The organism is Streptodolium elevatio, from assembly GCF_053592165.1.
Genome location: NZ_JBSFVE010000002.1, coordinates 220,125 through 245,836, shown reverse-complemented (window position 1 = coordinate 245,836; position 25,712 = coordinate 220,125). Strand labels below are relative to the sequence as shown.

Here is a 25,712-nt window from a genome sequence, read left to right as displayed (position 1 = left end):
CGTCAACCTCGGCCACCGGGCAGGCCCCCATCCCCGATGAGCTGGTCGCGTTGATCGTGCGGTTCACAATCGAGCAGGCCTTCGTCGTCGGCCGATGCGGCGACGGTGTGTCCCATCTGGACCAGCAGCCCGGCGACGGCAGCCCGTACGACCGCTTTGGTACCGTCGCCGCCGCGGGCTCGTTCGGTGGCCAAGGCGGTGAACCCGTCCGGCCCCGTCCACACGATCAGGACGCCCTGCGAAGTCGCGCGGATCCGCAGACCCGGGGCCGAGTCGTCCTTCGTCGGCCAGGTGGAACCTGCCCGGTTCAGGGCATGACGCACCCGGGGGAGCAACTCGGTGACGGCAGACGGCACGTGTTTCCTCGTGCCGTTGAACGCATGGCCATGCGTCGCCCGCCCGCGCTGGAGCCCGCATCCGAGTTCGGTGTCGATCATGCTGCGCCGTGCTGCCGCGACTCCTCACCCGGTAGCGCAACTGCCGCCGGCGGCGGTAGGTCACGCTGGAAGTTCTGGCACGGGACACAGCACGTGTGCTCTGCTTCCCGTCCGGCGCAGTGCGTCACTTCTTGGCTGACTTGCCGCCTTTGCCTTTGTTGTCGGCGCGGTTGTTGTCTTTGTCGCTGCGGCCGGGCTTGTCCGGCACGGGGGCGGCGGTGGCCAGAGGAGGGGGCGGGGGTGTCGTGCCCTGGGGCGGCTGGACCGGTGGCTGTGTGACCGGCGCGGCGGGCGTGGTGGGCGCGGCGGGCGGCGTACTGGACGTCGTGCTCGGGCTGTTCGCGGCCGAGGGGACGGCGCCGGGTAGTACTGCGGCAGGTGCGGGTGGAGGTGGGGTGCGTCCCGCTTCGTGGCCGCCGCCTGCCCCGAGGACGAAGGGCACGGTAGCGCCGCCCGCCCCCAGGACGAGCCCAGCCGCCAGAGCCACGGCCGGAGCGCGATGCCGCCGCTTGCGCATCCCCGCCGTGGTCGACATCGCGGCAGGGGGCGGGGGAGAGGGCCGGACGGCGACGGCGACGTCCCCGCGGCCGCCAGAGGGGGTCTCGCCCTTTGGGGCCGCGTCGGATGCTCCGGACCCGGCGGCGTTCGCGAGGAGGCGCACGCACTCACCGGCGTCCGGCCGGTCGGCGGGCTCTGCTTGGGTCATGGCCTCGATGGCCAAGAAGAGTCCGGTCGGCGTCCACGTCGGAATGCACGGCGCTCGCAGCGCGCGTTCCGTTCCCGCTGCGAGCGGGCCCCCGGGGTACTCCTTCTCGCCTTTCAAGGCTTCGAGGAGGACCAGGCCCAGTGCGTGGATGTCGCTGGCCGGGCCCGACCCGCGGCCGAGGAGCTGCTCGGGCGCCAGGTAGGGGATGGTGCCGATCAGCATGCCGGGCGCGGTACGGGTGGGTTCGTCGACGAGCCGGGAGATCCCGAAGTCCGCCAGATACGGCGAGTCGTCGAGCCCGACGAGAACGTTGGACGGTTTGACGTCGCGGTGCACGACACCGGCCGCGTGCACGTGCTCCAACGCCGAAGCCAACCGCATGCCCAGCCGCGCCACCCGCGCGGCGGGCAGCGGGCCGTCGAGAATGTGCTCCCGCAAGGTGACGCCCTCGACAAGGCGCATGACGACATAGACATGACTGGCCTGCCTGCCGACGTCGTGCACCTCGACGAGCGCCGGATGCGCCAACCGGCCCAGCAATTCCGCTTCCTGACAGAACCGTTCCGCAGAAACCGCGGAGGCACCGGGCCGGAACACCTTCACCGCGACATCCCGCCGCAGCCGCACATCCACGCCGCGGAAAACGTCAGCTGTGCCACCCGAGCCCAGTGGCTCCGTCAGGCGGTACCGGTCGCCGAGGATTACGCCGCTGCGCGGCACTGCGGGCGGTATTCGGCGCGGCAAAGCCGTCATGCTCTCTCCCTGCGTGCGTCCCGGCGGTGCCATGCTCCCTACCCAACCGGGAGCGCCGCATGCCGTAGCCGCCGGCGATCCGGATCGGGAGACTTCGCCGGCGTCCACGAGCGGCGCGGCCCGCTTGCGGCGGCTGGGCAGCGGCGTGAGTACGCTCGCCGGGGGAGTTCCGACGGCGCCGCGCGAGTCGCGGCGCATGCGCGAGGGCGTTCGGGACAGCGGCAGAGCAGGTCACGCTGCCGCTCGCCGCGCCCGTCGTCGACGCAGCAGCCCTATACGTACTTGCCTCCGGACTCCCGGACACGCCTCCGCCCCCGCGTACACGTGGATCGCGTTTTGCCTCGCCCAACTCGCCCTCGCCGCCTGCGCCCTGCGCCCTGCGCCAAGACAAGGAAAGCCGGCGCCACCTATGTTCGTACATCGCCGTAGGCCGCGGAAGGCGGACCGCATCAGGCTGCGGCCCCGACAACCCCGTTCGTGGCACTACCCCGGCCGGGCCGCGGTCGCTTCCGTGGCATGGACCCGGTCGACGGCTGCGGAGCGGACGAGGTGGTGCTGGTGTTCGGTCCGGTCGCCGCGCTTGAGCAGGCGGTGGGTCGCCTGACCGAGTAGGCCGCGTTCTTTGTGCAGGGGAAGTACGCTCCCGCGTGCCGACGGTCGAAGGCCGGCGGCGGGGGGTGTGTCAGCGGTCCTCGGGCAGGCGCGGCAGTCCGGTGACCGACAACACTGCCGAGTACACGGTCGTGTTGGCGGTCAGGAAGACGCGGTTGCGCTTCGGGCCGCCGAAGGTGATGTTGGCGACGGGTTCCGGGGTGACGAGACGTCCGATGAGGGTCCCGTCGGGGGCGTAGCAGTGCACGCCGTCGTCCATGGCGGCGACCCACAGGCGGCCTTGGTCGTCGAAGCGAATGTTGTCGAAGCGGCCTTCGCCGGGGCGGCATTCGACGAAGACGCCTTTGTCGGCGAGGCTGCCGTCGGCCTGGACGTCGAAGCGGCGGACGTGGTTGGCGCGGGTGTCGGAGACGTACAACCGTTCTTCGCCCTGGGACAGGACCAGGCCGTTCGGGCCGGCGAAGCCGTCGGCGACCAGGTGGACTTCGCCGTCCGGGTCGACGCGGTAGACGTTCGTCGCCCCGATCTCGCTCTCCGCGCGATGGCCTTCGTAGTCGGTGGTGATTCCGAAGTCCGGGTCGGAGAAGTAGATCGCGCCGCTGGAGTGTACGACGGCGTCGTTCGGACTGTTGAGCCGCTTGCCCTGGTAGCGCTCGGCAAGCACGGTGATCGTGCCGTCGTGCTCGGTGCGGGTGACACGTCGGTTGCCTTGCTCGCAGGTGACGAGACGGCCCTGGGCGTCAAGGGTGTTGCCGTTGGGGTGGCCGGCGGGAGAGCGGAACACGCTGACCGTGCCGCTGGTTTCGTCCCAGCGCATCATGCGGTCGTTGGGGATGTCGCTCCAGATGAGGTAGCGGCCCGCAGGGAAGTAGAGCGGGCCTTCGGCCCAGCGGCAGCCGTCGTACAGCACCTCCAGACGGTCGTCGCCGAAGACGCAGCGCCCGGTGCGGAAGCGCTCATCCAGCACGTCGTAGAGCGCCGGGCTGTTCGCCATCTCCAACCCCCAATATTCGGAATGAAATTCTGTGCCCGAGAGTATATGCCGAACATGATCCTGTCAGTGCGGCAATCAGCGAGGTGCGGTCATGGTGCGTAGCCAGTCTGGGCATGCCTGCGGGTACGCCGGTGCCGCGGGCGGCAGACGGGTTACGCGTCGCATTGCGAGCCGCGCATTCAGCGAGGCGCTGCGGCAGCTCGCTGCTGGACGCGCCGTTGCTCGACGCGCCGCTGATCGGCGAGGTGCGCGTCGCTGAGGGCCTCCAGCGCACGGTCGAGTGTCGAAGCGCCGGGATTGACCACGCAGATCCAGCCGTGGGCGCCGTAGAGCGGGTGCGGGGCGAACACATCCACGGCGCTGCGGTCCACGCCCGACGTGTCGGTCTCCGCCGGGGTGTGACCGAGGAGTTCCGTGAAGATCCGCGATCCGACGTGGATGTTCAGGCGCCAGCGGCCTTCCGCGTCGAGACGAGAGTCTTCGTCTCCCGGATAGTTCTTCGTCACGCAGGTCGCGTACGGCTGGCGGTTGCGCGGAACCTGGCCGTCGGGTGCGTAGTAGAAGAAGTGGTCGCCCCACGAGATCTCGGGGTGTTCGCTCCCCGGCACGGGCGCGAGTTCGAGGACACCGTCGTAGGTTCTGACTTCTGACAGGATCTGCTCCATCGACATGATTCGAGTGTGAACTTGAAGTGCTGATGGAGGGTTCCGGACGTGGCGGCGGCAGGCGAGCGTGACGCGGAGCGATACTCGACGAGCCGTCTTGCCGCCGTCGCGGGCTACTCCGTGCAGCAGGTCCGCGACCTCGAACGCCTCGGCGTGATCCCCCCGGCGACCCGTCACCCCAACGGATATCGGCAGTTCACCCACGTGCATGCGACGGCGCTGCGCGCCTACCGCAATCTGGCGATCGCGGTCGGCCCCGTCATCGCCCGCGCCACGATGCGCGAGATACGCGAACTCCCGTACGACGAGGCAATCGCCAGAGTCGTGGCCCTGCACGTCGACCTCGCGCGCTCCCGCAACGACACCATCGCCGCCCTCCAGGCCCTCGACGGCATCGTCGACGAAAGCGCCCACGATGCCGCTCCCGTGCCGGGAGACGCGATGAGCATCACCGAGCTCTCGGCCGCGCTCGGCGTGCGTTCCTCGGCCCTCCGGTTCTGGGAACAACAGGGACTGGTCACCCCCGAAAGGCTGAAAGGGCGCCACACCCGGCACTTCCCGCCCGACGCCGTCAGAGATGCCCGCATCGTCGTCGCTCTGCGCGCCGGCGGCTACCGGATCCCGGCGGTTCAAGCTGTCATGGCGTCGCTGCGCACGATCAAGGGCACCGAGGTCGCCCGCGACGCCCTCCAGAACCGGCTGCGCACCATCGCCGCGCAATCCGAGGCGCTGCTGCGCGCCGGCACCGACGCCGCCGACCTCCTGAGCCGATCGGGCGTCGGGAACGCCGAGGCCCGAAACCGCCCGGTGTAGGTCAGAGGAGTCTCGGCATCCGGAGTTCGAGGACGTTGGTGGCGCACGGAATGATCCGTTCACGTCGCCCTCAGCGCGTGGCGTCGGCGTGAACGTGCGGCTGGTCAGCGCGCAGAGGTGGGCGTTCGGTCGGTGGTGGCCAGCCAGGCGAGCGCGGTCAGTGCCAGCACCGCCGCGATGGTGAACATCGTCCCCGCTCCGGCGGGGACGGCCAGGCCGCCGATCACGGTGCCTGCCCCGATTCCGAGGTAGATCGCGGAGGAGTTCAGCGCCACAAGCAGAGGGGCCTGTGCCGGCGCCGCCTCGATCAGGCGGTGCTGCTGCGGCGGGGTCTGGCACCAACTCGCCGCACCCCACACGGCGGAGGCGACCCCGACGGCGACCGGGGCTCGCAGACCGGTCGCCGCCAGCAGCGCGAAGCCCGTCAACGAAGCAGCCATCAGCGTGTAGCCGACGGCCAGCACCCTGACCGGGCCGAGGTGGTCGGCAGCGATGCCCGACGCCAGGTTCCCCGCCACGGCGCCGAGGCCATAGAAACCCAGCATCCAGGTGGTGCCCGAGCCCGAGACGCCCACCCCGGCGAACGCCGGGACGGCGTAGGCGTACACCGTGTACGCCGCGGTCATGCCCAACGCCGTCAGCGGCAGCACCGCCGCCACTCCCGGGTGGCGCAGCGCCGCCAGCCGGGCGCGCAACGGCACCGGCATTCCTCCCGGGAGCGACGGCATCAGCGCCCCGGCTGCCACCGCCGTCACCAGACAGAGCGCCGCCACCAGCCACAGCGCCGCCCGCCATCCCATGACCGCGCCGATGGCGTCGCCGAGCGGCACCCCCAGCGCGGTTGCCACAGTCAGCCCGCCGACGACCACGGCCAGCGCACGGGCCCTCAGCTCCGGACGGACCAGCGCCACGGACACCGCGCCGGCCGTCGGCGTGTACGCCGCTGCCGCGACCGCGGCCAGAACGCGGGTGACCAACAAGAACGGCAGGTTCGGCGCCAGCGCGGAACCCGCGTTCGCCACCGCCAGCAGCACCAGCGCCGCCACCAGCAACGCGCGTCGCGGCACCCGCGCAGTCATCGTGGCCACCAGCGGCGACGCCAGCGCGTACGCGGCGGCGAACACGGTCACCGCCTGCCCCGCGCCTCCCGTGGACACGTGCAACGAAGCAGCCACATCCGGCAGGAACCCGGCCAGTACGAAAGCATCCGTGCCCACCGCGAACGTTCCCAGCGCCAGCACGGCGGTGCGGCCCAGTCCGGCGGGTGCGGCATCGGCGCGGTCGTCCGCCTGCCCTGCCGTTATCGAGATATCGGACATCCCGAATTACCTTTCGAGAAAGCCCGGCCGACGGCCGGGCGCAAAGAACGTATCTGGGGCGGGCGAAGCCAGGGTCAGGCGGAGAAGCCAGGGTCAGGCAGAGAGGCCCTCGCAGAATCGGCGGACCCGCGCGGGGGCCGCCGCCGGGCTCACGGCGATGAGATCCGCCAACGTCTGCGCGGCCAGCTCGCGCCGCCACGCCAGCTCCGCCCGTCGCATCGCGGTCGCGACCCCGCAGGGGCGGCCGAACTCCGAACTCGGCGCCTCCGCCCCGGCGCCGCGCTGCCGGATCTCGGTGCAGCGGAAGGCGTCCTCTCGACCCTCCACCGCGGCCACGATGTCCATGAGGCTGATCTGCTCCGGGGCGCGCGCCAGGGCATAGCCGCCCCGTGGCCCCGGCGACGAGGACAGGATCCCGGCGCGCACAAGGGGCTGGAGGCGCTTCTTCAGATACTCCGGGGGCAGCTCGAACAACTCGGCCAGTCGTCCCGTCGACACCGGTGCCCGATCCTCGAGCCACGACAGTGCCAGGCAACAGTGCATGCCCCACTCGACGCCCTCGCCCATCAACATGATCGGGATGCTATACATCCCGATTAGGCAAGTGCAACCACAGCCCGGCTCCGGCGACCTGTCGCGTCGTGGCGAGCGAGAGTGTTGACGGCCATGACTGCGTCGGCGTCAAGGGCGCGAACCGGCCTCACCGCATCCGCCGCGCGGGCCTTGGGCCGGTTTCACAGTGCCTGGGCGGTCTGGCGGCGAGTAGTGCTTGTGGCGCCGGTGGAGGCGCAGACTTCTTGGCCGCGGCCGGTAGGCGGGGTTTCGTTGCCGGGCGACGGCGATCGGACACGTCACGGCCGGAGACCCGGTCAGGTGTGGGAGGGAGCCACCGGGCGTTCGAAGAAGGTCTCCAGGCACACGGTCGCGTTGGTGCCGCTGACGCCGTCGACGGCGTAGAGCCTGCGCAGGACATCCTGCAGGGCTTCGGTGCTGGCGGTGCGTACCTTGACGAGGACGGAGGCCTGGCCCGCGATGATGTGGGCTTCGAGCACCTCGGGGATCGCGGCGAACGCGGCGGCGCTGTCGCCCATCCAGGAACGCGACTCGACCATGACGAACGCCAGCACGCCGCCGCCGACCGCTGCCGGGTCCACGTCCACGGTGGTGCGGCGGATGATGCCGCGCTCCCGCAGTTTGCGAACGCGTTCGTGTGTCGCGCCGGCGCTGAGGCCGACCTCCTGGCCCAAGGTCGCGTACGCGAGGGTCGCATCCTGCTGCAGCAGCGCGAGCAACTTGCGGTCGATCTCGTCCACAGCGTCCCCCTTCGCGGCCCTTGCGGGCGTCGATCGATCGCACCCGTTCGTTCGGCGGTGACTCTATTCTCATCGGCCCCGCGGGCCGTGTGCCGGGTGGGGCCGGGCACACGGACACAGACCTCGCCGGCGCCCATGCGCCGTGCGGCCCCTTCGGGACGAAGCACCGTAGACGCGGCAGGGGCGGTGGGCGCCCAGCGCGCCACCGGGCCGTCGTTCGGTGGGGCCCTGCACCTCGCACGGATGCGGCCCCCGTCGGTCTGTTCGCGGTGTACGGGCAGACGGGTGATGGCCCGCGACAACGTGCTGTCAGTGCGGGAGGCGCACTTCAAAGCGGCAGCTGCCGTGGATATTGACCACGCCCACCGAACCGCGGTGCGCCTCGACGACGCCGCGCACAATCGCCAGGCCCAGGCCCAGCCCGCGCCGCCGTCCGGGCCGGGAGTTCGGGCATGCGGGCCGCGCGGTGTCGATGACCCGCTCCAGGTCGTCCTTCGAGATGCCACCGCATGCGTCGGTGGCCGTCACCATCACGCCGCCGTCCGGGACTTGCTCCACCGCGACGGCGACCGTGCGTCGGCTGGGGTGTACCGGGTCGCGTTGACCAACCAGATTGGTCAGCGTCCTGCTTGATCTGCTCGATCACCACCTCGGGCAGTTCGGCGGCGGCCGGGGGTCTGCTGTCCGTCGTGCCCTCCGCCCGGATCAGCTGAGCTGGGGTTCTGCGTGGCATGCCGATGTTGTTCGCCGCGTCGACAGTGCGTCGGTTCATTTGAGTGAGCTTGTCTTCGCCGCCGGCCCAGGCTGACACGGAGGCCTTCCACCTCGCCGAGCCAGCCTTCGCGTTCAGCCTCGGCGATGCGGTCAGTGAGGTGTGTTCGTGGCCGGGCCGGTCCGCGCGGTGCCGAGAGCCGCTCCGAAGGGTTTGGGCGGTGCGAAGTGCTCGTGGTGGAGCGGGGGTTCGCTGGAGACGGCGAGAGGCTGGAGCAGGGCTGGGGGAGTCGTCGGATCCACTCGGGGGAGGGCTTCACCCGATCGGGTGAATGCCTGTCTCCAGAGGCTGGTTGACGGTGAGCTGGGCGTGTCCGGTACGTCTCGCACTCACAACGTCCCGGCGTCAGGAGTTCCCGGCATGGGCGAGGAGGGGGCACCGGGGACGATCAGGCGCCGGTGGCGGGGCGCATTGCCGGGGAGTGCGCGGCCGGTGGCGGTCCATTCGGCAGCGAGGGCGTTGAAGACCGGCGTGTTCGGGTCGACGGTCAAGTACCGCAGTGGGGGCGGTAGGGGGTGCGGGGCGCGGGGGAAGGGCGGCGTCATGTCCGGGTTCAACGAGCGCGGCCCGGCGTTGGTGGTGGCCGGGTCGGTCATTGGCGGAAAGGTACGGGGTCGGCTTCGTTTCGGCCTCGCCGGCCGCGGTGATCCAGGCGACGGCCTCGGCGACGAGGGTGCGGACAGTGAGGGCATCGCTCATGCGTTGCACGGTAGAGGCGGTTCCCACGTCGCCACGGCAACTGCTGATCACGACGGGACGGCGCCGCTCATGTGCCCGGGGCCTGCACCTACGAATGGTCACCCGCCCCCGCGGCCGGGACTTCGCCCCCGCGTAGGAGCCGAGCTCACCGAGGCCGAGGCTCCCGGCTGCCGCAAGGCCGACCCCCGCGGCATCTGGCTTCCTGCCACGCGTCGGCGGCCAGCGGGGCGGGTCCCGAACATCCCCGAGCGGGATCCGCCCGGCCGGCCGTCGAGGAGCCGCCGGGCCCGCCCGGTCGCTCCCTCGTGGTGGTGTTCCCCGCGGCGGCCGGGCTGAACACAGTTCTTGTCACTTGTTCGAGATCGATTGGCTCATTTGAGAACAAGGGAAAATCTGTGTTGGCTGGAGTAGACATTGGGTTGTGGTGTGGCTATGGTTTCTGTTGTAGCCAGAGAGACAGCAGGGCTTGGCAGAGGACGAACTGTCGGCCGGTAGGACACGCAAGTGCAGTAGCAGGACAGTGCGGTGGTCGGGTTCCGAAGCCGGGTTGTTGCGGGAGGGCGACGGGGCCGACGACCGGCCGGGTAGCCCGCAGTGTCAAGGGCGCCGCGAGCTGGGCCGCGCTGGCAGGACTGATGGATGTGGTTCGCAGTACCCCGCAGTGAAGTGTGGGCAGTACCTCGGTGAAGGCGTCGGCTGCGGGCGCGCGCGCCGGGAGGTTCGGCAGTGGGGTTCCACGCCCGAGCAGGTGTAGGGCGGGCGATGCGGGGCTGGCTGCCGGAGGGTGACGCTTGAGCAGGTCACCCAGCAGTACGCAAAACCTGCAGTACGCAACATCGGTAGTACCAGTAGTGCGCAGTACCGGCACCACGCAAGTAGTTGATCATCCGAGGGATGAACGGAGGAGCCGAGCGCCATCAGGATCGCCCGGGCGTAGGACTTGAGCCCGGGTACCGCAGGACATCGATAGTGAGGTGGTCTCCGGTCAAGCAACAGCGATCCCCGCACCCCCGGCAGCCTTCCGGCCGGGCCCGCGGAATCAGAAGGCCGGCGCAGCATAAGGGCCGGTAGATGGTGTAGCAGTTCCTTCGGGGCCCTGGCGCCAATGGCGCCAGGGCCCCTCCATGCGTTCCCCGACAAGACGTTCCGTGAGAGAGGTGCAGATGACAGCTGAGGACTCGTTCGGTCGTCTGGACGACGACGACTATCCCGCCTACACGATGGGCCGGGCCGCCGAGATGCTCGGCACCACCCAGGGCTTCCTCCGTGCGATCGGTGATGCCCGCCTGATCACGCCGCTGCGCTCCGAGGGCGGACACCGCCGCTACTCCCGCTACCAGCTGCGTATCGCCGCCCGGGCCCGGGAACTTGTCGACCGCGGCACCCCGGTCGAGGCCGCCTGCCGGATCGTGGTTCTCGAGGACCAGCTCGAGGAGGCTCAGCGTCTCAACGCCGAATACCGCGCCGCATCCGTGCACACATGAGCCGCATCCGTGTACGTATGACCTGTGCTCACGTGCCGGTGCCGCGCTTTTCCGCCCACTCCCGAAGATGAGCGCATGATCGCCGAAAACACCACGCCGCCGGCGCGCGGGCGGCAGTCCCCGCCCCGCCCCGGCACCGTGCCAGACACGCCCGGTGACTCGCCTGCCAGCATGACCGGCGGGCGGGCCAACCCGGCCGACGATGGCCGCGGGTCCGGAACGCACCGGTGTGAGGCAGGTGCGGAGCGTGCGGCGGCCGTGTTGAAGCCGCGGATGCGGGGTCGGCTGCATGCCGACATGTCTAGGCTCGCGTTGGCGGGCGGGGTCGTCCTGGTCGTGGTCTCGCGTTCGGCTGCGGCGGTGGCGTGTTCGTGTTTGCGGCCTCGGCGCTGCTGTTGTTCGGGACGAGTGGGGTGTATCACCGCGGGACGTGGGGGCTGCAGGGTGAGGCGGTGCTGCGGTCGTCGGGTGTTTTTGAGGGGAGACAGGCGACGGCGGCAGACAGCCGTACGGTTCCTGCCGCCACGAAGCGAACGTGGTGAGCTTTGTCCATCCGGCGGGTTTCGCCGGTAAGACTGTTCCCAACGGGGCTTGAGCCTGGGAGGAACCACGATGGACGCTCAGCGGGCTCTCCTGCGGCGGGTGGCGGAAATCGCCGGGGTCGGCATGTACGTGGTCGATGACCAGGGCCGGATCGTCGAGGTCAGCGCTCGAGCCTGCAAGCTCCTCGCCCGTTCCGCTCCGGAACTCGTCGGGCAGGACGGCCACGACTTCCTGCACCGGGACGAGCTGGGCGGACGCCTGGCTCCCTCTCAGTGCGCGATGATGCGGGCCTTCCTCGCGGGCCAGGCCGCACAGGGTGACGCTGTCTGGCTCGAACGCGGTGACGGAACGCTGCTACGCGCCGGATGGCTGCTTGCCCCCTACACCACTGAGGACGGGGACGTCGGCGCGTTCGTCGTCTTCCACGAAGCCGCCGAAGGACGGCAAGGCGACGCGGTCGACGCGTCCGCGTTGGGCGAACTGGAGCGGCTGGCGCTCCTCGCCGAAACCACGACCACCCTCACCACAACGCTGGAAACCGACGAAGCCGTGCAGCGTCTCACGCGATTGCTGGTACCGCGGCTGGCGGACTGGGCTGTCGTCGACCTGATCGCGGAGGGCGGCGAGGTCCGGCGCGACACCGTCGTGCACCACGACAACGGCGTGACGCATCGCCGCCACGACCTCGAGGGGCCGATGCCCCCCGTCCCGGAAGGCTCCACGATGCCGCTGTCGCGGGCCTTGCGCGGCGCGGCCGCTTCCCTTGCCGGGCCGGGGCATTACCAAGGCCCGCCCGATTCGGGCATCGCCGAGGCCCAACGCGAGCTTTTCGACGCCACCGGCATGCATTCTGTGGCCATCGCGCCGATCCGAGGCGTACGCGAAGTACTCGGTGCCCTGACCATCGGACGCAGCGAGCAGACGGACGCTTTCGGCCCGGAAGACCTCTCGTTGCTGGAGGACGTCTCCCGCCGGGCCGGACTGGCGTTCTCCAACACCCGGCTCTACCAGCGCCAACGCGCGGTTGCCGAGACCATGCAGCGCCATCTCTTGCCCCAACTTCCCCACGTCCCCGGCATGGGAATGGTGGCAAGGTACCTGCCCGCCCCGGACGCCTCGCAAGTCGGTGGCGACTGGTACGACGCATTCCCGCTTCCCGACGGGTCCATCGCCCTGGTCATCGGCGATGTCGCCGGCCACGACCTCGAAGCCGCCGCCGGCATGGCGCAGGTCCGCAACATGCTGCGTGCCTTCGCCTGGGATCACTCCGAACCACCAAGCCTCATCATTCGACGGCTCGACCAGGCGCTTCTGCATATCAGCGACGCCGCGATGGCGACCTTGATCTTCGCCCGTCTGGAGGCCACCGAAGACGGTTACTGGAGCCTCGTCTGGACGAACGCCGGGCACCCTCCGCCGCTCCTGGCCACCCCCGACGGACGGGCCCGCTTCCTCGACGGAGGGCACGGCATGCTCCTTGGCAGCGGCCTCGAACTCGACCGCACCGACGGCACCCTCCGGCTCCCTCCGGACAGCACCCTGGTGTTCTACACCGACGGCCTCATCGAAGTCCCCCACCAGGCGATCGATGTCGGGTTCGACCGCCTGCGCCGCAACGCCGCCGCCCTCCGCCGCCGGCGGCTCAGCGAGTTTTGCGACTTGCTTCTCGCCCGCGTCCGTCCACCCGAAAGCACCGACGACGTCGCCATCCTCGCGCTGCGCACACCGAGGGAAACGTCGCCTGCCCCGACCGCATCGCCGGGTTCGGGGTGATGTCGCGCCACGTCCGCCGGCGTGCGGGTCAGCGGTGGCTTCCGCGCGTCCGGTCGGCGGCCGTGGTCGCCTCCCATTCGGTGTCCTCCCGGGCTCTGGTTCCGGTGACGCCGACGAGGTGGTCCTGGACCAGCGACCAGCCCAGGGTCCCGGCGGCGAGCATCGAGGCCACCCCGATCGCGCCGAGGGTGACGCCGAGGGTCGCACTCCGGGCGGGGCCGTTCCAGTGCGACGCGTACACCGCGAGCGTGATCGCGAACAGCGCGAGGGTGAGGACGTTCAGCGCGGCGTGCATCATGCCGACCCGCTTGGCCGGATGACCCTTGGGGACGGCGGCGCCGAGGTCCACCAGTCCGGGCAGGGCGGCCAGGACCGCGCCGGCGACGCCGACGATGTTCATCACAATGGCGAAATTGAGCCAGAACTGGTCGTCCGTCCCGCCGTAGACCGCGTAGCCGACCAGGGCACCGGTGTAACCCACGATCGGGAACGAAACCAGCATCGGATGCAGCGGGTGGCCCGCGACGCTCGCTCTGCTTTTCATGACGCCTCCTGTGGAGTGCCGGGTCGTGATCTTCGGGCTCTGCGCGGCTGCCCCCGATCCGAGCGTTCAGACACAAGCAGACCCGCGTTGTGCAGACCTCTGTGGGTCCGGCCACGCTCCTTTCGCCGCGGCCGCCCGAACCAGGGGGCCGCGCACGAGATGCTGCGGGACACGCCCGAGCACCACGCCCCCCTCGCCGCAGCGGGGTGGGGCGCCGCGTGGGCCGGACGGATGAACTGTGCGGCGAACGTGTGTGGGGGACGCGACACTCGCGGGGCGTTGCGGGAAGTTGGCCGGGAACGGGTCCCGGTGACGGAGGTGCGCGGTGCGCGAGCGAGTTCTGACGCGCGGTGAACGGCGGTCGTGGAACGCGATCGCTGCGGGGTTGCGGGCCGACCGTCAGTTGGGGCCGGTGGTGGGGAGGGTTCCGCACCGGCGGGTCCGGGTTGCCGCGGCTGTGGTGGTCTGCGCGTCGCTCCTCGTCGGGTTGTGTACCGCGCTCGTCCTGAGCGGTCGGCATATGACGGTGGTGGCGCCTGTCGCCGTCCTGGGGCTCGCGGTGGTTCTCGGGTTGGCGGGTTGGGCCGCGCGCAGCCGCTAGCCGTGCGCAGCCGCCAGGCGGCCGACCGCGGTCGCCGTGCGATGACAGCGCGTGTCCGGCAGCGCCGCACTCCGCCTGTCCTGTCGTCCTGGGATGCACCGGCCGCCCGTGAACTGCTCTGTCTGCACACCGTTACGGAGAACTTGTGACTGACGTTCGATCCCCGTCGCTCGACCCGGCCCCCGCACCGGCGAATCCCCTGGCGCCGACCAGGCCGAAGCGCCCTGGCACGGCCGTCGTGCGGTGGCTGACGACGACCGACCACAAGACCATCGGCAGCCTGTACCTGATCTCGTCGTTCGTGTTCTTCGCCTTCGGTGGCGTCCTGGCGCTGCTGATCCGTGCGGAGTTGGCGCGCCCGGGCGAACACCTGCTGTCGAACGAGCAGTACAACCAGGCGTTCACGATGCACGGCGCGATCATGCTGCTGATGTTCGCCACTCCGTTGTTCGCCGGCTTCGCGAACTGGATCATGCCGCTGCAGATCGGCGCGCCCGATGTGGCTTTCCCCCGGCTGAACATGCTTGCCTACTGGCTCTACTTGTTCGGGTCGCTGATCGCCGTGGCGGGGTTCTTGACCCCGCAGGGCGCTGCGGACTTCGGGTGGACCGCGTACACGCCGCTGAGCGACAGCGTGCGCTCGCCGTCGATCGGCAGCGATATGTGGATCATGGGCCTGGCGATGTCCGGGTTCGGGACGATCCTCGGTTCGGTCAACTTCATCACCACGATTGTGGCCATGCGGGCACCTGGCATGACCATGTTCCGCATGCCGATCTTCTGCTGGAACATCCTGCTCACCTCGGTGTTGGTGATCATGGCGTTCCCGGTTCTCGCCGCCGCGCTGTTCGCGCTGGAGGCGGACCGCAAGTTCGGCACCCACATCTACGACCCGGCCAACGGCGGACCGATCCTCTGGCAGCACCTCTTCTGGTTCTTCGGGCATCCGGAGGTGTACATCATCGCGCTGCCGTTCTTCGGCATCATCACCGAGGTGATCCCGGTCTTCGCCCGCAAGCCGATTTTCGGTTACAAGGGCCTTGTCGGCGCGACCATCGCCATCGCGGGGCTCTCGGTGACGGTGTGGGCGCACCACATGTTCGTGACGGGTTCGGTCCTGCTGCCGTTCTTCTCGTTCATGACGTTCCTCATCGCGATTCCGACCGGTGTGAAGTTCTTCAACTGGATCGGCACGATGTGGCGCGGCTCGCTGTCCTTCGAGACACCGATGCTGTGGGCGGCCGGATTCCTGGTGACGTTCCTGTTCGGCGGTCTGACCGGCGTCATCCTCGCCTCGCCCCCGCTGGACTTCCAGGTCTCCGACACGTACTTCGTCGTCGCGCACTTCCACTACGTGGTGTTCGGCACCGTCGTGTTCGCGATGTTCGCCGGCTTCCACTTCTGGTGGCCCAAGTTCACCGGCAAGATGCTCGACGAACGCCTCGGGAAGATCCACTTCTGGACGCTGTTCGTCGGCTTCCACACCACATTCCTCGTGCAGCACTGGCTGGGTGCCGAGGGCATGCCGCGCCGGTACGCCGACTACCTGGCCTCCGACGGCTGGACCGACCTGCACATGATCTCGTCCATCGGATCGTTTCTGCTGGGTCTGTCCACCCTGCCTTTCCTGTACAACGTGTGGAAAACCCACAAGTACGCCCCCAAGATCCTGATCGACGACCCCTGGGGTTACGGCCGTTCACTCGAATGGGCTACCAGTTGCCCGCCTCCGCGCCACAACTTCACGTACCTCCCCAAGATCCGCTCCGAGTCGCCGGCCTTCGAGTTCCACCACCCCGAAGTTGCCGCCTTGGACTACCGCACCGACCGACCCCGGCAGAGTTCGGTCACCCCGGGCCGGCCCGACTGATCGTTTGCGACTTGACGGCGGAACTGCGCGAGCGGGGCAAGCCCGTGGTCTACACCGTGCGGGACCTGCGCAATCCCCATCACCGAGCACGGTCCGCGTGCACGCCAAGAGCCTGAGACCGAGCATGACGGTCGAGCCGGTCGTACGCGCACTGATCCCGACCATCGCCGAACTGCCGGACGCGGTGCACCGCGTCGATGTGCACCGCGACTGGAAGCGCTGGGCGCCCGGCGACGAACGATTGGGACTGGTCCGGCACGACCTCGCCACCGACACCCGGCGCCGCGTCCCCGGGACCGGAGCGTGACTTGACCGCCTCGGGCGGGCGCCGACAGGCCAGAAGCGTCGTGATCACTTGCCGCGTGGCAAGCACAAATCACTTACAGGGAATGGGAGTCGCACCCGACTTTCTCGACCGCATGCCTTGTCATTCGTCAATCTTCCACGTACGTTCGGTGCGCACCGCAGGTCCAGCCCGGGCCACCGGGCGGGCACAGTGGCCATGGGGAGGAGGGATGATGGTCGCCACGGCACCCGAGGACACGTACGACAAGGTCCTGTCGGCGGCCGTCGAGCTGTTCGGCGAGCACGGGTTCGCGGGCACCTCGCTCCAGGCCATCGCCGACCGCGTCGGCGTCACCAAGGCGGCGCTGTACTACCACTTCCGTACCAAGGACGAACTGCTCGACGCCCTGCTGCGCCCCGCACTCAACGACCTGGACCGCGTCCTGGACACCGCGGAACGCCGCAAGGGCCAAGCGGCCCGCCAGCGCCTCCTGTTCGAGGGGTACGTCGACTTCCTGCTCCGCTACAGGACGCTCGCGGTCATCCTCGACCGCGACGTGTCCGTCGGCAGGCACCCGGCGATCAGGCCGCGGCTCGAGTCGGTCACCGCACGCGTGCGCAGCGTCCTGGACGACGACCAGCGGCCCGTCGAGTTCCGGGTCGCCTCGACCGTCGCGATGGGCGGCATCTACTCCGCCGTCGCGGTGTTCCCGCACCTCCCTGACGACGAACTGCGCGCTGCGCTCCTCGACATCGTGCGGCGCCTGCTCGCCCCGCGAAGCGGCAGATCCGCCGCACCCGGTGCCGTCTGAAACGCCCTGCCCGACCCCGCCGGGCCGACGTCCGCGCGGACCGGACCGCCCGCAGCGCCGCCCGCCGTGGCGGCGCGACCTGCCACGTACAACCGCAGCACTGCCCCCCGCATCCCGCCCCAGGAGGCCCCCATGACGTGTCCGGTTGTCCACGACGGCTTCGACCCGACCGACCCGGACCTGTACACCGAGCGTCTACCGCTGGAAGAGCTCGCGGAGCTGCGTCGGACGGCCCCGGTCAAGTGGATCCCGCAGTCCCCGCAGGTGTCCAACTTCGGCGACGACGGCTACTGGCTCGTCACCCGACACGCGGACGTCAAGGAGATCTCCACCAAACCGGAGCTGTACTCCGCGTACCGCAACAACGTGATCATCCGCTTCGCGGAGGGAATGGACCCCGGCGGCATCGAAGCCGTCAAGGTCATGATGGTCAACATGGACCCGCCGGAGCACACCCGGCTGCGGTCGATCGTGCAGCGCGGGTTCACCCCGCGGGCCATCAACGCCCTCAAGGACGCGCTGGTCGACCGCGCCGAGCGGATCGTCCACGAGTCCCGCAAGAAGGGCGGCGGCGACTTCGTCACCGAGATCGCCTGCGAACTGCCGTTGCAGGCCATCGCCGAGTTGATCGGCATCCCCCAGGAGGACCGCGGCCGCATCTTCGAGTGGTCCAACCAGATGATGGGCTATGACGACCCCGACTACGCGGTGGACCAGTCGGTCGGCCAGCAAGCGGCCGCCGAGGTCATGATGTACGCCATGGGCATGGCCGAAGCCCGCAAGGCATGCCCCGCGAACGACATCGTCTCCAAGCTGGTCGCGGCCGAGTCGGAAGGCTCCCTGGGCTCGGACGAGTTCGGCTACTTCGTCCTGCTGCTCGCGGTGGCCGGCAACGAGACCACGCGCAATGCGATCACCCACGGCATGGTCTCGTTCTTCGACAACCCGGAGCAGTGGGAGCTCTACAGGGCCACGCGCCCGGAGACCACCGCCGACGAGATCATCCGCTGCTCGTCCCCGGTCATGTCCTTCCAGCGCACCGCCACTGCCGACACCGTGCTGGGCGGGCAGGAGATCAAGCAGGGCCAGCGCGTGGGGATGTTCTACAGCTCGGCGAACCACGACCCCGAAGTCTTCGCCGACCCACACCAGTTCGACATCACCCGCGACCCCAACCCGCACCTCGGCTTCGGTGGCGGCGGCCCGCACTTCTGCCTCGGCGCCAACCTCGCCAGGATGGAGATCAACCTGATGTTCGAGGCAATCGCCGACGCCATGCCCGACATCAGCAAGGCCGCCGAACCGCGCCGACTGCGGCACGCGTGGATCAACGGCATCAAGGAACTCCAGGTCAACTACGTCTGACAACGAAGGCTCAGGAGCGCCTCCGCTCCTTGCGGTCGACCCGGTCCGGCGGTCCGCCGTCGGCCGGGAACGCGAGGTCGTCGGGGTGTGCGGCGGCGGCGAGTTCGCCCCACGTGACGAGGGCGGACGCGGTGGGTTTCGCGGGTGCGGCCGCCCCCTCAACGAGAGGCGGGTCAGTGGGGGGCGGGAGGGACGGCGGAGCCGTGTTCCTCGAGGACGTCCAGGATCTGGCGCAGGTCCAGCCGCGTGTCCGCGGTGGTTCCGCCGGTGGCCGTGCCGTGCCGGAAGGAGCCGTCGGGAGCGAAGTGGGCCCATACGGTGCGGTCCGGGAGCGAGAGGCGCACACTCCCGTCGGGGTGCGTGGCCACGGTCCACCCGAACAAGCGGGCGGTGCTGGTGAGGTAGTGGGCCGGATAGTGCGCGACGGGCTCGGACGTCGGCTCGGGGTGGGGCATCGTCGGTGCTCCTCTTGCAGTGGGCAGCTGGACGCAAGCGTTCTCGGACTCTGTGCCCGGACTTTCGCAAGCCAGGCCGGACTCGGGCATCGTCCGAGGCCGGGACGTCTTGCACTCCTCGCACCTGGCGGCGGCGGTCGGGGCCGACGGGCCGGTCGGAGCCGAAGGCGACGGTACGCGGCGAGCTATGCGCTGTTCGGCCGGCGCGGGATGATCGCGGTGACCCGTTTCCCGCCGGGGAGGGGATGGACGTCCACGACGCGGCTGAGGCGGCGTATGACCAGCAGCCCGAAGCCGCCGGACGGTGGGGCGACCGGGAGCGGGGTGAGACCGTCGGGCCGGCCGTCCTCCACCGCGACGGTGACCGTCTCGGGGTCTGCGGCGAGGATGAGCCGTCGCGGGCCGGTGGCGTGCCGGTAGGCGTTGGCGACCAGTTCGCCGACCACCATGACGACGTCACGGATTGTGTCCGCGGCAGGCGCGGGCCCGGGCACGTGGTCGAGGAAGTCGCGGGCTCGCTCTCGCGCGCGGTGCACGGCCCCGGTGGACTCGCCCAGTTCGAGGACGAGGGACTGCAGGTGTGCCAAGGCTTTCGGCCCCCTTTTCCGGTCTGCGTGGACCCTTCGCCCGGCGGCAGGCTACCTGACCGGTCCGGTGTGCCGGCCGCCACTCATCGGCTGGAGCACGCCGGGGTCCCCGTGCCGGGCCCGGCGGCTACCCGTCCGGCCCGGCGCAAAACCGGCTGCACCCTCGCTCGCTGAGCGCGCCCGCGGTGGGCGACGGCGTCACAGCCTAGGGTTACGCGAATGACCCCCCAAGACCTGCCTCCGCTGACCGTCGTGACCACCCGGGACTCCGACGGCGCCCTCGTCGCCGTGAGCGGGGAAATCGACATGGAGAACGCCGAGGTGTTTCGAACTGCCCTGCTGGCGGCGCTGGACGACGGCCCGGCGGCGTTGCGTGTGGACATGTCCGGGGTGGCGTTCTGCGACTCGATGGGGTTGAAAGCGCTGCTGGCCGCCCGCAACGCCGCCGTCCAGGCCGGGGCCGCGTTCGACATCGTGGCTGTCTCTTCCCAGGTCGAACACCTATTGGACGTCGTCGGGCTGCCCCAAACCCTGCACGCCGACGGCGCGAACGAGGTGGGCGGGCCCTCGGACACCCGCTGATCACTGCGGCTCGCCGAGGGAAACGCACGTCCGCCGTGCGCGACGCCGCCCAACGCAGGTGGGCTGCCGTGCTGCGCTCCGGTGGGACCCGATCTGTCGGTGATGCGTGTGATCGTCCGGTATCGGGTACGGGGGTACCTACGCGCCCGCGAGCCGGGTGCGTCGGGGCGGTACCAGACGCCGCCCCACAGGCACATGGTGCCGGGGGTCGCAGCGCCTGAAGCAGCCGGGAGATGCGGACCTTCCCGCCTTTCGGGCGGGCGCTGGCTCTGCGAAGGAGCAAACACCCATGCCCCACCCCACCGCGTCGTCCGCCGTCCTCGACCGCACTCCCGCCGCCCACCCCGCGAACGCGCCCGGCGACGACGTGTGCGCGGAGGCGCTCTCGTGGACCGCGCAAGAGGTCCGCGCGCTGGACACCGGCCAAGCGCGCGTCGCCAGCGACGCTCTGTTGCGCCGGCTCCGCACGCTGAACCAGGAATCCGACCAGTACGGCCGCGTCCGGTCCCGGCTGGTGGAGCTGAACATGGCGCTGGTGCGCTATGCGACGCGCACGCTCACCAACCGAGCGGCGGCGCGCGAGGACGTGTTGCAGACCGGGACGGTCGGGCTGATCAAAGCAATCGACGCGTTCGATCCCGGGCGCGGCATCGCGTTCGCTTCCTTCGCGCTGCCCACCATCCGCGGCGAGGTCAAACGGCTGTTCCGGGACACCTGCTGGCCCGTGCACGTGCCCCGCGGCCAGCAAGAGCTGTTCCTCGCCGTCACCCGCGCCGCCGACACCCTTCACCAGCAGACCGGTTGCGACGCGACCGACGCCGAGATCGCCGCGCATCTGGGCGTCAGCGAAGAAGACGTGACCTGCGGCCGGGACGCGGACCGGGCCTACCGGGTCGACTCCCTGGACACGTCCGCCGGCACCGGCACGTCACACAGTCCCGCGCGCGCCCTCGCCGACCGGATCGGCGAAGACGAAGCCGCCTACAGCCTGGTCGACTTCCGCGAATCCGTCCGCCCGCTGATCGCCGGACTCGACACGCGCGACCAGCAGATCCTGAAGATGCGGTTCTGGGAAGAGCTGACCCAAAGCCAGATCGGTCGACGGCTGGGGGTTTCGCAGATGCACATCTCGCGCCTCCTCAACAGCGTTCTCGCCCGGCTGCGCGACGGCCTCGAACCCGCCGCCGAGACGGTTCCACGCGCCGCGTCCGCGGAGTGATCCAAGGTCTGCGTCCGACCCGGAACCTCCACGGGCTGTGCTGTTCGGACGTCATGCCGCCGCCCGCCGCAGTGCCCTGCATGCCGGTACGACCGGTTCCTTCGCGTCGGCCCGCACTCGCCCACCAAGCCCCCGAACGGGTGAGTTCCGGCGCGGCTGTCGGTAAGTCGTACCTCGAAGGCGGCGGGCACGGGCGAGGATGGTTGCTCCGGTCGAGGTCAGGAGCTGATTGCGGTGTCCGATCCCGTCGCCGATTCCGCCCCGCCCGGCCGGCAGGACGCCCACCGACGCCCCGACGGTGTGGACGACGCCACGATCGAGGCCCTTGGCCGGGTGTCGGAGGCTTGGGAGTACACAGCCCGCGCCCGCGGGCACCTGTACGCGTTCCATCAGCTCACCGGCAGTGCGGACCGGATCCTCCACGACGCCGTGGAGAAGCTGCGGCAGGCGGGCCACCACGACGCCGCGCGGGTCCTGGCCACGGAGATCGCCGGTCGCAACGTGATTCCGGGGCACTGGACGTTCCAGATCGTCGAGGCTTACGACCGCACCTACTACGAGCCGTTCGCCGACGCCGAGCAGCAACTGCGCGACGATCTGGTAGGCGGCCGACGCCACTTGTACGAGGCGGAGATGAAGCGGCGTCTGCGCACCCGAGGCCACCCCGACCACACCTGGGACTGACCCGAAGCGGGCATCGGCAGCGCCGGACTGTGACAGGTCCTCGATCGGGCGCATGCGGTCCCCGGGATGCGAGACACCGCACAAGCCCATCGGCCCCGTTGGCCGGCCGGGGGTTCGGGCGGGGGGCGGTGGGTAGCCGCGGGGCGACATCGGTTCCCCGACGTCGCTTTCCGTGGACGGAGACGGTGATGGTTTTCAATCCCCTCGAGCAGCGCGGCATCCCCCTGGACCGGCAGGTCCGCAACTGGCGCGAGCTGGATGTGAAGCCGATCGATCCCGATCACGGCGATCCGTATACCCGGTGCCGGATCATCGCGATGAACGGCATCGAGGTCGAGGCGATCATGTTCAGCCACCAGATGGCCAGGCACTGCCCGATCCCGGAGGTCAAGGAGCAGCTCGCGCAGGTGCGCTACATGGAGGCGCAGCAGCAGAAGGCGGTGAACTGGCTGCTGCCGGGCGTGTCTTCGGTGTTGGAGACGACGATCGCGTACGAGCAGGTCGCGGTCGATCTGACGGCGTGGGTGGCGCGGATGGAGCCGGACCCGTATCTGGCGCAGGCGTACCGGTTCGGGGTGCTGGAGGACTTCGACCACTTGTACCGGTACGCGAACCTGTACGAGCTGATCGAGCACCGCAAGGCCGAGTCGATCGTCGACGGCCTGACCGAGGTCATGCCCGGTCGGCCGACCCCGCTGCACCACCGCGACCCGCTCGACAACCTGCGCGAGCCCTACGACCGGGCGACGGTGGACCCGCTCTCGAAGCTGCACGCGCTGACGATCATGGCGGCCGAGCAGCAGACGATGAACTTCTACATGAACACCGGCCCCACCTACATGGAGCCGATCGCCCGGCAGCTGTACCAGGAGATCGGGCTGATCGAGGAGGAGCACGTCACGCACTACGAGTCGTTGGTCGACCCGGGTGAGACGTGGTGGGAGCAGTTGGTCAACCACGAGTACAACGAGTGCTATCTGTACCACTCGTTCCTCGAGACGGAGACCGACCCGTCCGTGAAGGCGGTGTGGGAGCTGCACCTGAACATGGAGCTGGAGCACCTGCGTCTGGCGTGCGACCTGATGCGCGAACACGACGGCCGCGAACCGGAGGAGGTCCTCGCCCCCGAACTGCCCGCCCCGGTGACGTTCGAGCCGAACAAGCAGTACCTGCGCGACCTCATCGCCGACGAACTGGACCTGACCACGCTGGGGACCGGGTACGTCCGCGAGGCCCATGAGCGGTTCGCGTCGATGCAGGAGGCACTTAACGGCGAGCAGCCTCCGCCGAGTGACCGGGTGATGACCATGCACCAGGAGGCGTTCGGCCGCGAATACCGCTTGGAGACCGAAGGCAAGCACCCGGTCAAGAGCCTGCGGGAGAAGTCGTGACCACCACCCGCGCACACGCCGCGCCGCAGACCGCCCCTGACCCGGACCACGACGTCGTTGCCCTGCTCTTGGCCCAGCACGGTTGGATCCGCAATCTGTTCGACGAGGTCGAGAGTGCGGGCGGTGAGAAACGCGCGGACGCTTTCCGCCGCCTGGTCCGCCTCCTCGCGGTCCACGAGACGGCCGAGGAGGAGGTCGTCCACCCCTACCTGCGCCGGGCCGTCGACGGTGGGAAGGACATCGTGGCGGAACGCCTCGCCGAAGAACGCGAGGCGAAGGAGGTCCTCGCGCGCCTGGAGGAACTGGAGCCGGACGACCCGAGGTTCATGCCGATTTTGCTGAGCCTGCGCACCTCGGTCATGGAACATGCACGGGCGGAGGAACGCTACGAGTTCGTGCACCTGCGACGACAGGGCGACACCGCCGCCCTCGCCGCGATGGCCGACGCCGTCAAAGCCGCCGAGGCCCTCGCACCCACCCGCCCCCACCCGGGCACCGAGAGCGCGGCGAAGAACATCGCCCTTGGACCGGTCGCCGCGGTGTGGGACCGCAGTCGCGACGCCCTGCGCACCATCACCGGCGCGGACGCCACCGGAAAGCAACAGAGGTAACCGCGCACGGGGCCGCGTGCCATGCTCTGCCCTCGCCGACACCGACACCGACACCGACACCGACACCGACACCAGAGAAAATCTGTGACGGCGGAAGTAGGCATTGCGAGATCGTGCGGCTAGTGTTTCTGTTGTAGCCAAGAGTTGACGGGCGCGGCAGAGGATGAACTGGCGCGCTGAGCAGTGGGCTTCGGTGACGCGGCCCCGAGACATGGAGCACGGAAGGGCCTCCTGGGCCCGTACCAACGAACAGGCGGCTGATTGACCGGCCGCCGCGCAGCCGCCGGTAAGAAGGACGACGAGGCAGGACACCGCAACACCGTGGAATCGCAGTTCCCGAAATGACCCGTAGAGGTTCCGTTTGTGGAACCCGGCGAAGGAAGGAGTGGACGCCATCAGGATCGCTCGTCCGGCCCGGCAGGGGCCGACGGGAAGCGCAGGCCCCGGATGGGAACGTGGCCCTCGGTCGCGCAGTCACGATCCCCGCACCCCCGCCCCGTGGGCGAGTGCGGACGACGAAGGCCGGCCCTGAGCGGTCGGTAGATGGCGGGAAGCCCTTTCGGGGCCCTGGTGCCGGTACGGCGCCAGGGCCCCTCGACGCGTTCGCCGTTGCCGGGATTCCTCGGCCCCGGACCCGACCCGGCCCGAGTATCGAGAAGGACCGTTTTGAAGAGGTGCAGTGTCCTCCAGTAACCCCATCGATCGCCGCGACGCGTTCGACGACGACTACCCCGCCTACACCATGGGCCGCGCCGCCGAGATGATCGGCGCCACGCCCGGATTCCTGCGCGCCCTCGGTGAGGCGCGCCTGATCACCCCGCTGCGCTCCGAGGGCGGCCATCGCCGTTACTCGCGCTACCAGCTGCGCGTCGCCCAGCGCGCCCGCGAGCTGATCGACCAGGGCACCCCCGTCGAAGCCGTATGCCGCGTCGTCATCCTCGAGGACCAACTCGGGGAAGCGCTCCGCATCAACGAGGAACTCCGCAAGGAACGCCCCGAGCATGGGCGGGACACCGACACCTGACACAGACGCCGTATGAGCCGCCCAGGTTCGGGCAGGCACCGGGGAACCCGGGACGACGCGGTGGGGAGAGAACGCGATGGACCACGATCCGCAGGCACTCGCCGCCCTGAAGCGGCAGTTGGCGGCAGCCGCCGGGCAACTACGCCTGGCTGTCCGGGCGATGGACGACGTGGGCTGGTCGACCGACAGCTACGGCCGCCACCACATACGGCACCTCGCCGACAGCCTCGACGACACCGCCCGGCAGATTGCCGCCCTCCTGGCGCCCGCGGGCACTCCGAAGCAGGCCCGCCCCGAGTGAGCGTCCGGGGCGGTCCGTCCACGTCCGGCCGCGTCTGCCGTCGCGCAGCAGATCCGGCGGCCGGGGCCGCCGCCCACCCGCGTGACCGGCACGGCAACAATCCTCGCGCGGCCGCACGACACCGCCGCGCGCCCGGTTCCTCGACGTGCCGCGCGGCCGTGACGAGCTGATCCCGCAAGGTGGGGGCGACCGGTCCACGGGTCACCGCTGCCCCGGGGAGGACGTCACCGTCGCGCTGCTCGCCACACTCGTCCCCCGTTTGGCCGGCTCGACTACGACGTACCGGAACAGGACCTCCGCATTTCGCTGCGACGTCTGCCGGCGAGGATCCGAAGCGGCTTCGTCCTCGAGATGGCGTGTTCGGGGGCGCTCCGGGACCCGGTCGACGCGTAGGCCGGCAGAGCACGGGCAGCGTTGTCCAAGACGCCTCGGAATCTGCGAGGCATCTCCGCACGCATGACCCGAGAGAAGGGATCGCGAGGCACCGCTATGCCGACC

26 protein-coding genes and 2 pseudogenes are annotated in these 25,712 nt (G+C 69.9%); 16 read left to right on the top strand and 12 right to left on the bottom strand.

Annotated features, from left to right (window positions below; all coding sequences use genetic code 11):
* Positions 1–2 precede the first annotated feature (2 nt).
* The 4 genes from ACWD12_RS05170 to ACWD12_RS05155 all read right to left on the bottom strand — a co-directional run bounded on the left by ACWD12_RS05170 (position 3) and on the right by ACWD12_RS05155 (position 4,173).
* Complete coding sequence (locus tag ACWD12_RS05170) at positions 3–437, bottom strand: hypothetical protein (RefSeq protein WP_450098772.1); 435 nt, start codon at positions 435–437, stop codon at positions 3–5.
* A gap of 124 nt (positions 438–561) precedes the next feature.
* On the bottom strand, positions 562–1,896 hold the full coding sequence (locus ACWD12_RS05165; RefSeq protein WP_450098390.1) for a serine/threonine-protein kinase: 1,335 nt from the start codon (positions 1,894–1,896) through the stop codon (positions 562–564).
* A 682-nt stretch (positions 1,897–2,578) separates the two neighbouring features.
* Positions 2,579–3,502, bottom strand: coding sequence for an SMP-30/gluconolactonase/LRE family protein (locus ACWD12_RS05160; protein ID WP_450098389.1), 924 nt, complete (start codon positions 3,500–3,502; stop codon positions 2,579–2,581).
* A 179-nt stretch (positions 3,503–3,681) separates the two neighbouring features.
* On the bottom strand, positions 3,682–4,173 hold the full coding sequence (locus ACWD12_RS05155) for a DUF6194 family protein (protein WP_450098388.1): 492 nt from the start codon (positions 4,171–4,173) through the stop codon (positions 3,682–3,684).
* Positions 4,174–4,215: 42 nt separating this feature from the next.
* On the opposite strand from ACWD12_RS05155, the gene ACWD12_RS05150 reads away from it, so the two are divergent.
* Positions 4,216–4,980, top strand: a complete 765-nt coding sequence (locus ACWD12_RS05150; RefSeq protein WP_450098387.1) for a MerR family transcriptional regulator — start codon at positions 4,216–4,218, stop codon at positions 4,978–4,980.
* Positions 4,981–5,084: 104 nt separating this feature from the next.
* Here the strand turns inward: ACWD12_RS05150 and ACWD12_RS05145 are convergent, their stop codons facing one another.
* The 5 genes from ACWD12_RS05145 to ACWD12_RS05125 form a co-directional block, all read right to left on the bottom strand.
* The gene (locus ACWD12_RS05145; protein WP_450098386.1) at positions 5,085–6,299 is read right to left on the bottom strand and encodes an MFS transporter; all 1,215 of its coding nucleotides are present in this window, start codon (positions 6,297–6,299) and stop codon (positions 5,085–5,087) included.
* A 93-nt stretch (positions 6,300–6,392) separates the two neighbouring features.
* A complete protein-coding gene (locus ACWD12_RS05140; RefSeq protein ID WP_450098385.1) occupies positions 6,393–6,872 on the bottom strand; it encodes an RrF2 family transcriptional regulator in 480 nt (159 codons plus the stop codon).
* Between the two features lie 296 nt (positions 6,873–7,168).
* A complete protein-coding gene (locus tag ACWD12_RS05135) occupies positions 7,169–7,612 on the bottom strand; it encodes an Lrp/AsnC family transcriptional regulator (protein ID WP_450098384.1) in 444 nt (147 codons plus the stop codon).
* A 309-nt stretch (positions 7,613–7,921) separates the two neighbouring features.
* Positions 7,922–8,170: an ATP-binding protein gene (locus ACWD12_RS05130; protein ID WP_450098383.1), complete on the bottom strand. Its 249-nt coding sequence runs from the start codon at positions 8,168–8,170 to the stop codon at positions 7,922–7,924.
* Positions 8,171–8,713: 543 nt separating this feature from the next.
* Positions 8,714–8,980: a hypothetical protein gene (locus ACWD12_RS05125; RefSeq protein ID WP_450098382.1), complete on the bottom strand. Its 267-nt coding sequence runs from the start codon at positions 8,978–8,980 to the stop codon at positions 8,714–8,716.
* Between the two features lie 1,266 nt (positions 8,981–10,246).
* Between ACWD12_RS05125 and ACWD12_RS05120 the strand changes: the two genes are divergently transcribed.
* The 3 genes and pseudogenes from ACWD12_RS05120 to ACWD12_RS05110 all read left to right on the top strand — a co-directional run bounded on the left by ACWD12_RS05120 (position 10,247) and on the right by ACWD12_RS05110 (position 12,883).
* Positions 10,247–10,567, top strand: a complete 321-nt coding sequence (locus ACWD12_RS05120; RefSeq protein ID WP_450098381.1) for a MerR family transcriptional regulator — start codon at positions 10,247–10,249, stop codon at positions 10,565–10,567.
* Between the two features lie 75 nt (positions 10,568–10,642).
* Positions 10,643–11,028 (top strand): annotated as a pseudogene (locus tag ACWD12_RS05115) (PAQR family membrane homeostasis protein TrhA); the annotation flags it as partial.
* 151 nt (positions 11,029–11,179) lie between these two features.
* On the top strand, positions 11,180–12,883 hold the full coding sequence (locus tag ACWD12_RS05110; RefSeq protein WP_450098380.1) for a SpoIIE family protein phosphatase: 1,704 nt from the start codon (positions 11,180–11,182) through the stop codon (positions 12,881–12,883).
* A gap of 28 nt (positions 12,884–12,911) precedes the next feature.
* On the opposite strand, the gene ACWD12_RS05105 is transcribed toward ACWD12_RS05110, so the two are convergent.
* On the bottom strand, positions 12,912–13,427 hold the full coding sequence (locus ACWD12_RS05105) for a DUF2231 domain-containing protein (protein ID WP_450098379.1): 516 nt from the start codon (positions 13,425–13,427) through the stop codon (positions 12,912–12,914).
* Between the two features lie 800 nt (positions 13,428–14,227).
* Here ACWD12_RS05105 and ctaD point away from each other — a divergent pair.
* From ctaD to ACWD12_RS05085, 4 genes are all read left to right on the top strand, one after another.
* On the top strand, positions 14,228–15,898 hold the full coding sequence (ctaD, locus tag ACWD12_RS05100; protein ID WP_450098748.1) for an aa3-type cytochrome oxidase subunit I: 1,671 nt from the start codon (positions 14,228–14,230) through the stop codon (positions 15,896–15,898).
* A gap of 124 nt (positions 15,899–16,022) precedes the next feature.
* Positions 16,023–16,205, top strand: coding sequence for a hypothetical protein (locus ACWD12_RS05095; protein WP_450098378.1), 183 nt, complete (start codon positions 16,023–16,025; stop codon positions 16,203–16,205).
* A 208-nt stretch (positions 16,206–16,413) separates the two neighbouring features.
* On the top strand, positions 16,414–16,995 hold the full coding sequence (locus ACWD12_RS05090; protein WP_450098377.1) for a TetR/AcrR family transcriptional regulator: 582 nt from the start codon (positions 16,414–16,416) through the stop codon (positions 16,993–16,995).
* A 132-nt stretch (positions 16,996–17,127) separates the two neighbouring features.
* The gene (locus tag ACWD12_RS05085) at positions 17,128–18,360 is read left to right on the top strand and encodes a cytochrome P450 (RefSeq protein WP_450098376.1); all 1,233 of its coding nucleotides are present in this window, start codon (positions 17,128–17,130) and stop codon (positions 18,358–18,360) included.
* A gap of 173 nt (positions 18,361–18,533) precedes the next feature.
* Here the strand turns inward: ACWD12_RS05085 and ACWD12_RS05080 are convergent, their stop codons facing one another.
* Positions 18,534–18,815, bottom strand: coding sequence for a hypothetical protein (locus ACWD12_RS05080; RefSeq protein ID WP_450098375.1), 282 nt, complete (start codon positions 18,813–18,815; stop codon positions 18,534–18,536).
* Positions 18,816–19,000: 185 nt separating this feature from the next.
* The gene (locus ACWD12_RS05075; protein WP_358363857.1) at positions 19,001–19,402 is read right to left on the bottom strand and encodes an ATP-binding protein; all 402 of its coding nucleotides are present in this window, start codon (positions 19,400–19,402) and stop codon (positions 19,001–19,003) included.
* Positions 19,403–19,621: 219 nt separating this feature from the next.
* Here ACWD12_RS05075 and ACWD12_RS05070 point away from each other — a divergent pair, with 219 nt between their 5' ends.
* The 8 genes and pseudogenes from ACWD12_RS05070 to ACWD12_RS05035 all read left to right on the top strand — a co-directional run.
* A complete protein-coding gene (locus ACWD12_RS05070) occupies positions 19,622–19,984 on the top strand; it encodes an STAS domain-containing protein (protein WP_450098374.1) in 363 nt (120 codons plus the stop codon).
* Between the two features lie 289 nt (positions 19,985–20,273).
* A complete protein-coding gene (locus ACWD12_RS05065; protein ID WP_450098373.1) occupies positions 20,274–21,203 on the top strand; it encodes a sigma-70 family RNA polymerase sigma factor in 930 nt (309 codons plus the stop codon).
* Between the two features lie 228 nt (positions 21,204–21,431).
* Positions 21,432–21,887 carry a hypothetical protein gene (locus ACWD12_RS05060; protein WP_450098747.1) on the top strand — a complete coding sequence of 152 codons (456 nt, stop codon included), beginning with the start codon at positions 21,432–21,434 and terminating at the stop codon, positions 21,885–21,887.
* A gap of 188 nt (positions 21,888–22,075) precedes the next feature.
* Positions 22,076–23,278 carry a hypothetical protein gene (locus tag ACWD12_RS05055; RefSeq protein ID WP_450098372.1) on the top strand — a complete coding sequence of 401 codons (1,203 nt, stop codon included), beginning with the start codon at positions 22,076–22,078 and terminating at the stop codon, positions 23,276–23,278.
* On the top strand, positions 23,275–23,889 hold the full coding sequence (locus ACWD12_RS05050; protein WP_450098371.1) for a hemerythrin domain-containing protein: 615 nt from the start codon (positions 23,275–23,277) through the stop codon (positions 23,887–23,889). The genes ACWD12_RS05055 and ACWD12_RS05050 overlap by 4 nt, the downstream gene beginning before the upstream one ends.
* 679 nt (positions 23,890–24,568) lie before the next feature.
* Positions 24,569–24,913: a MerR family transcriptional regulator gene (locus tag ACWD12_RS05045; protein WP_450098370.1), complete on the top strand. Its 345-nt coding sequence runs from the start codon at positions 24,569–24,571 to the stop codon at positions 24,911–24,913.
* Between the two features lie 76 nt (positions 24,914–24,989).
* The gene (locus tag ACWD12_RS05040) at positions 24,990–25,214 is read left to right on the top strand and encodes a hypothetical protein (protein ID WP_450098369.1); all 225 of its coding nucleotides are present in this window, start codon (positions 24,990–24,992) and stop codon (positions 25,212–25,214) included.
* A 133-nt stretch (positions 25,215–25,347) separates the two neighbouring features.
* Positions 25,348–25,607 (top strand): annotated as a pseudogene (locus ACWD12_RS05035) (cytochrome P450); the annotation flags it as partial.
* Positions 25,608–25,712 lie beyond the last annotated feature (105 nt).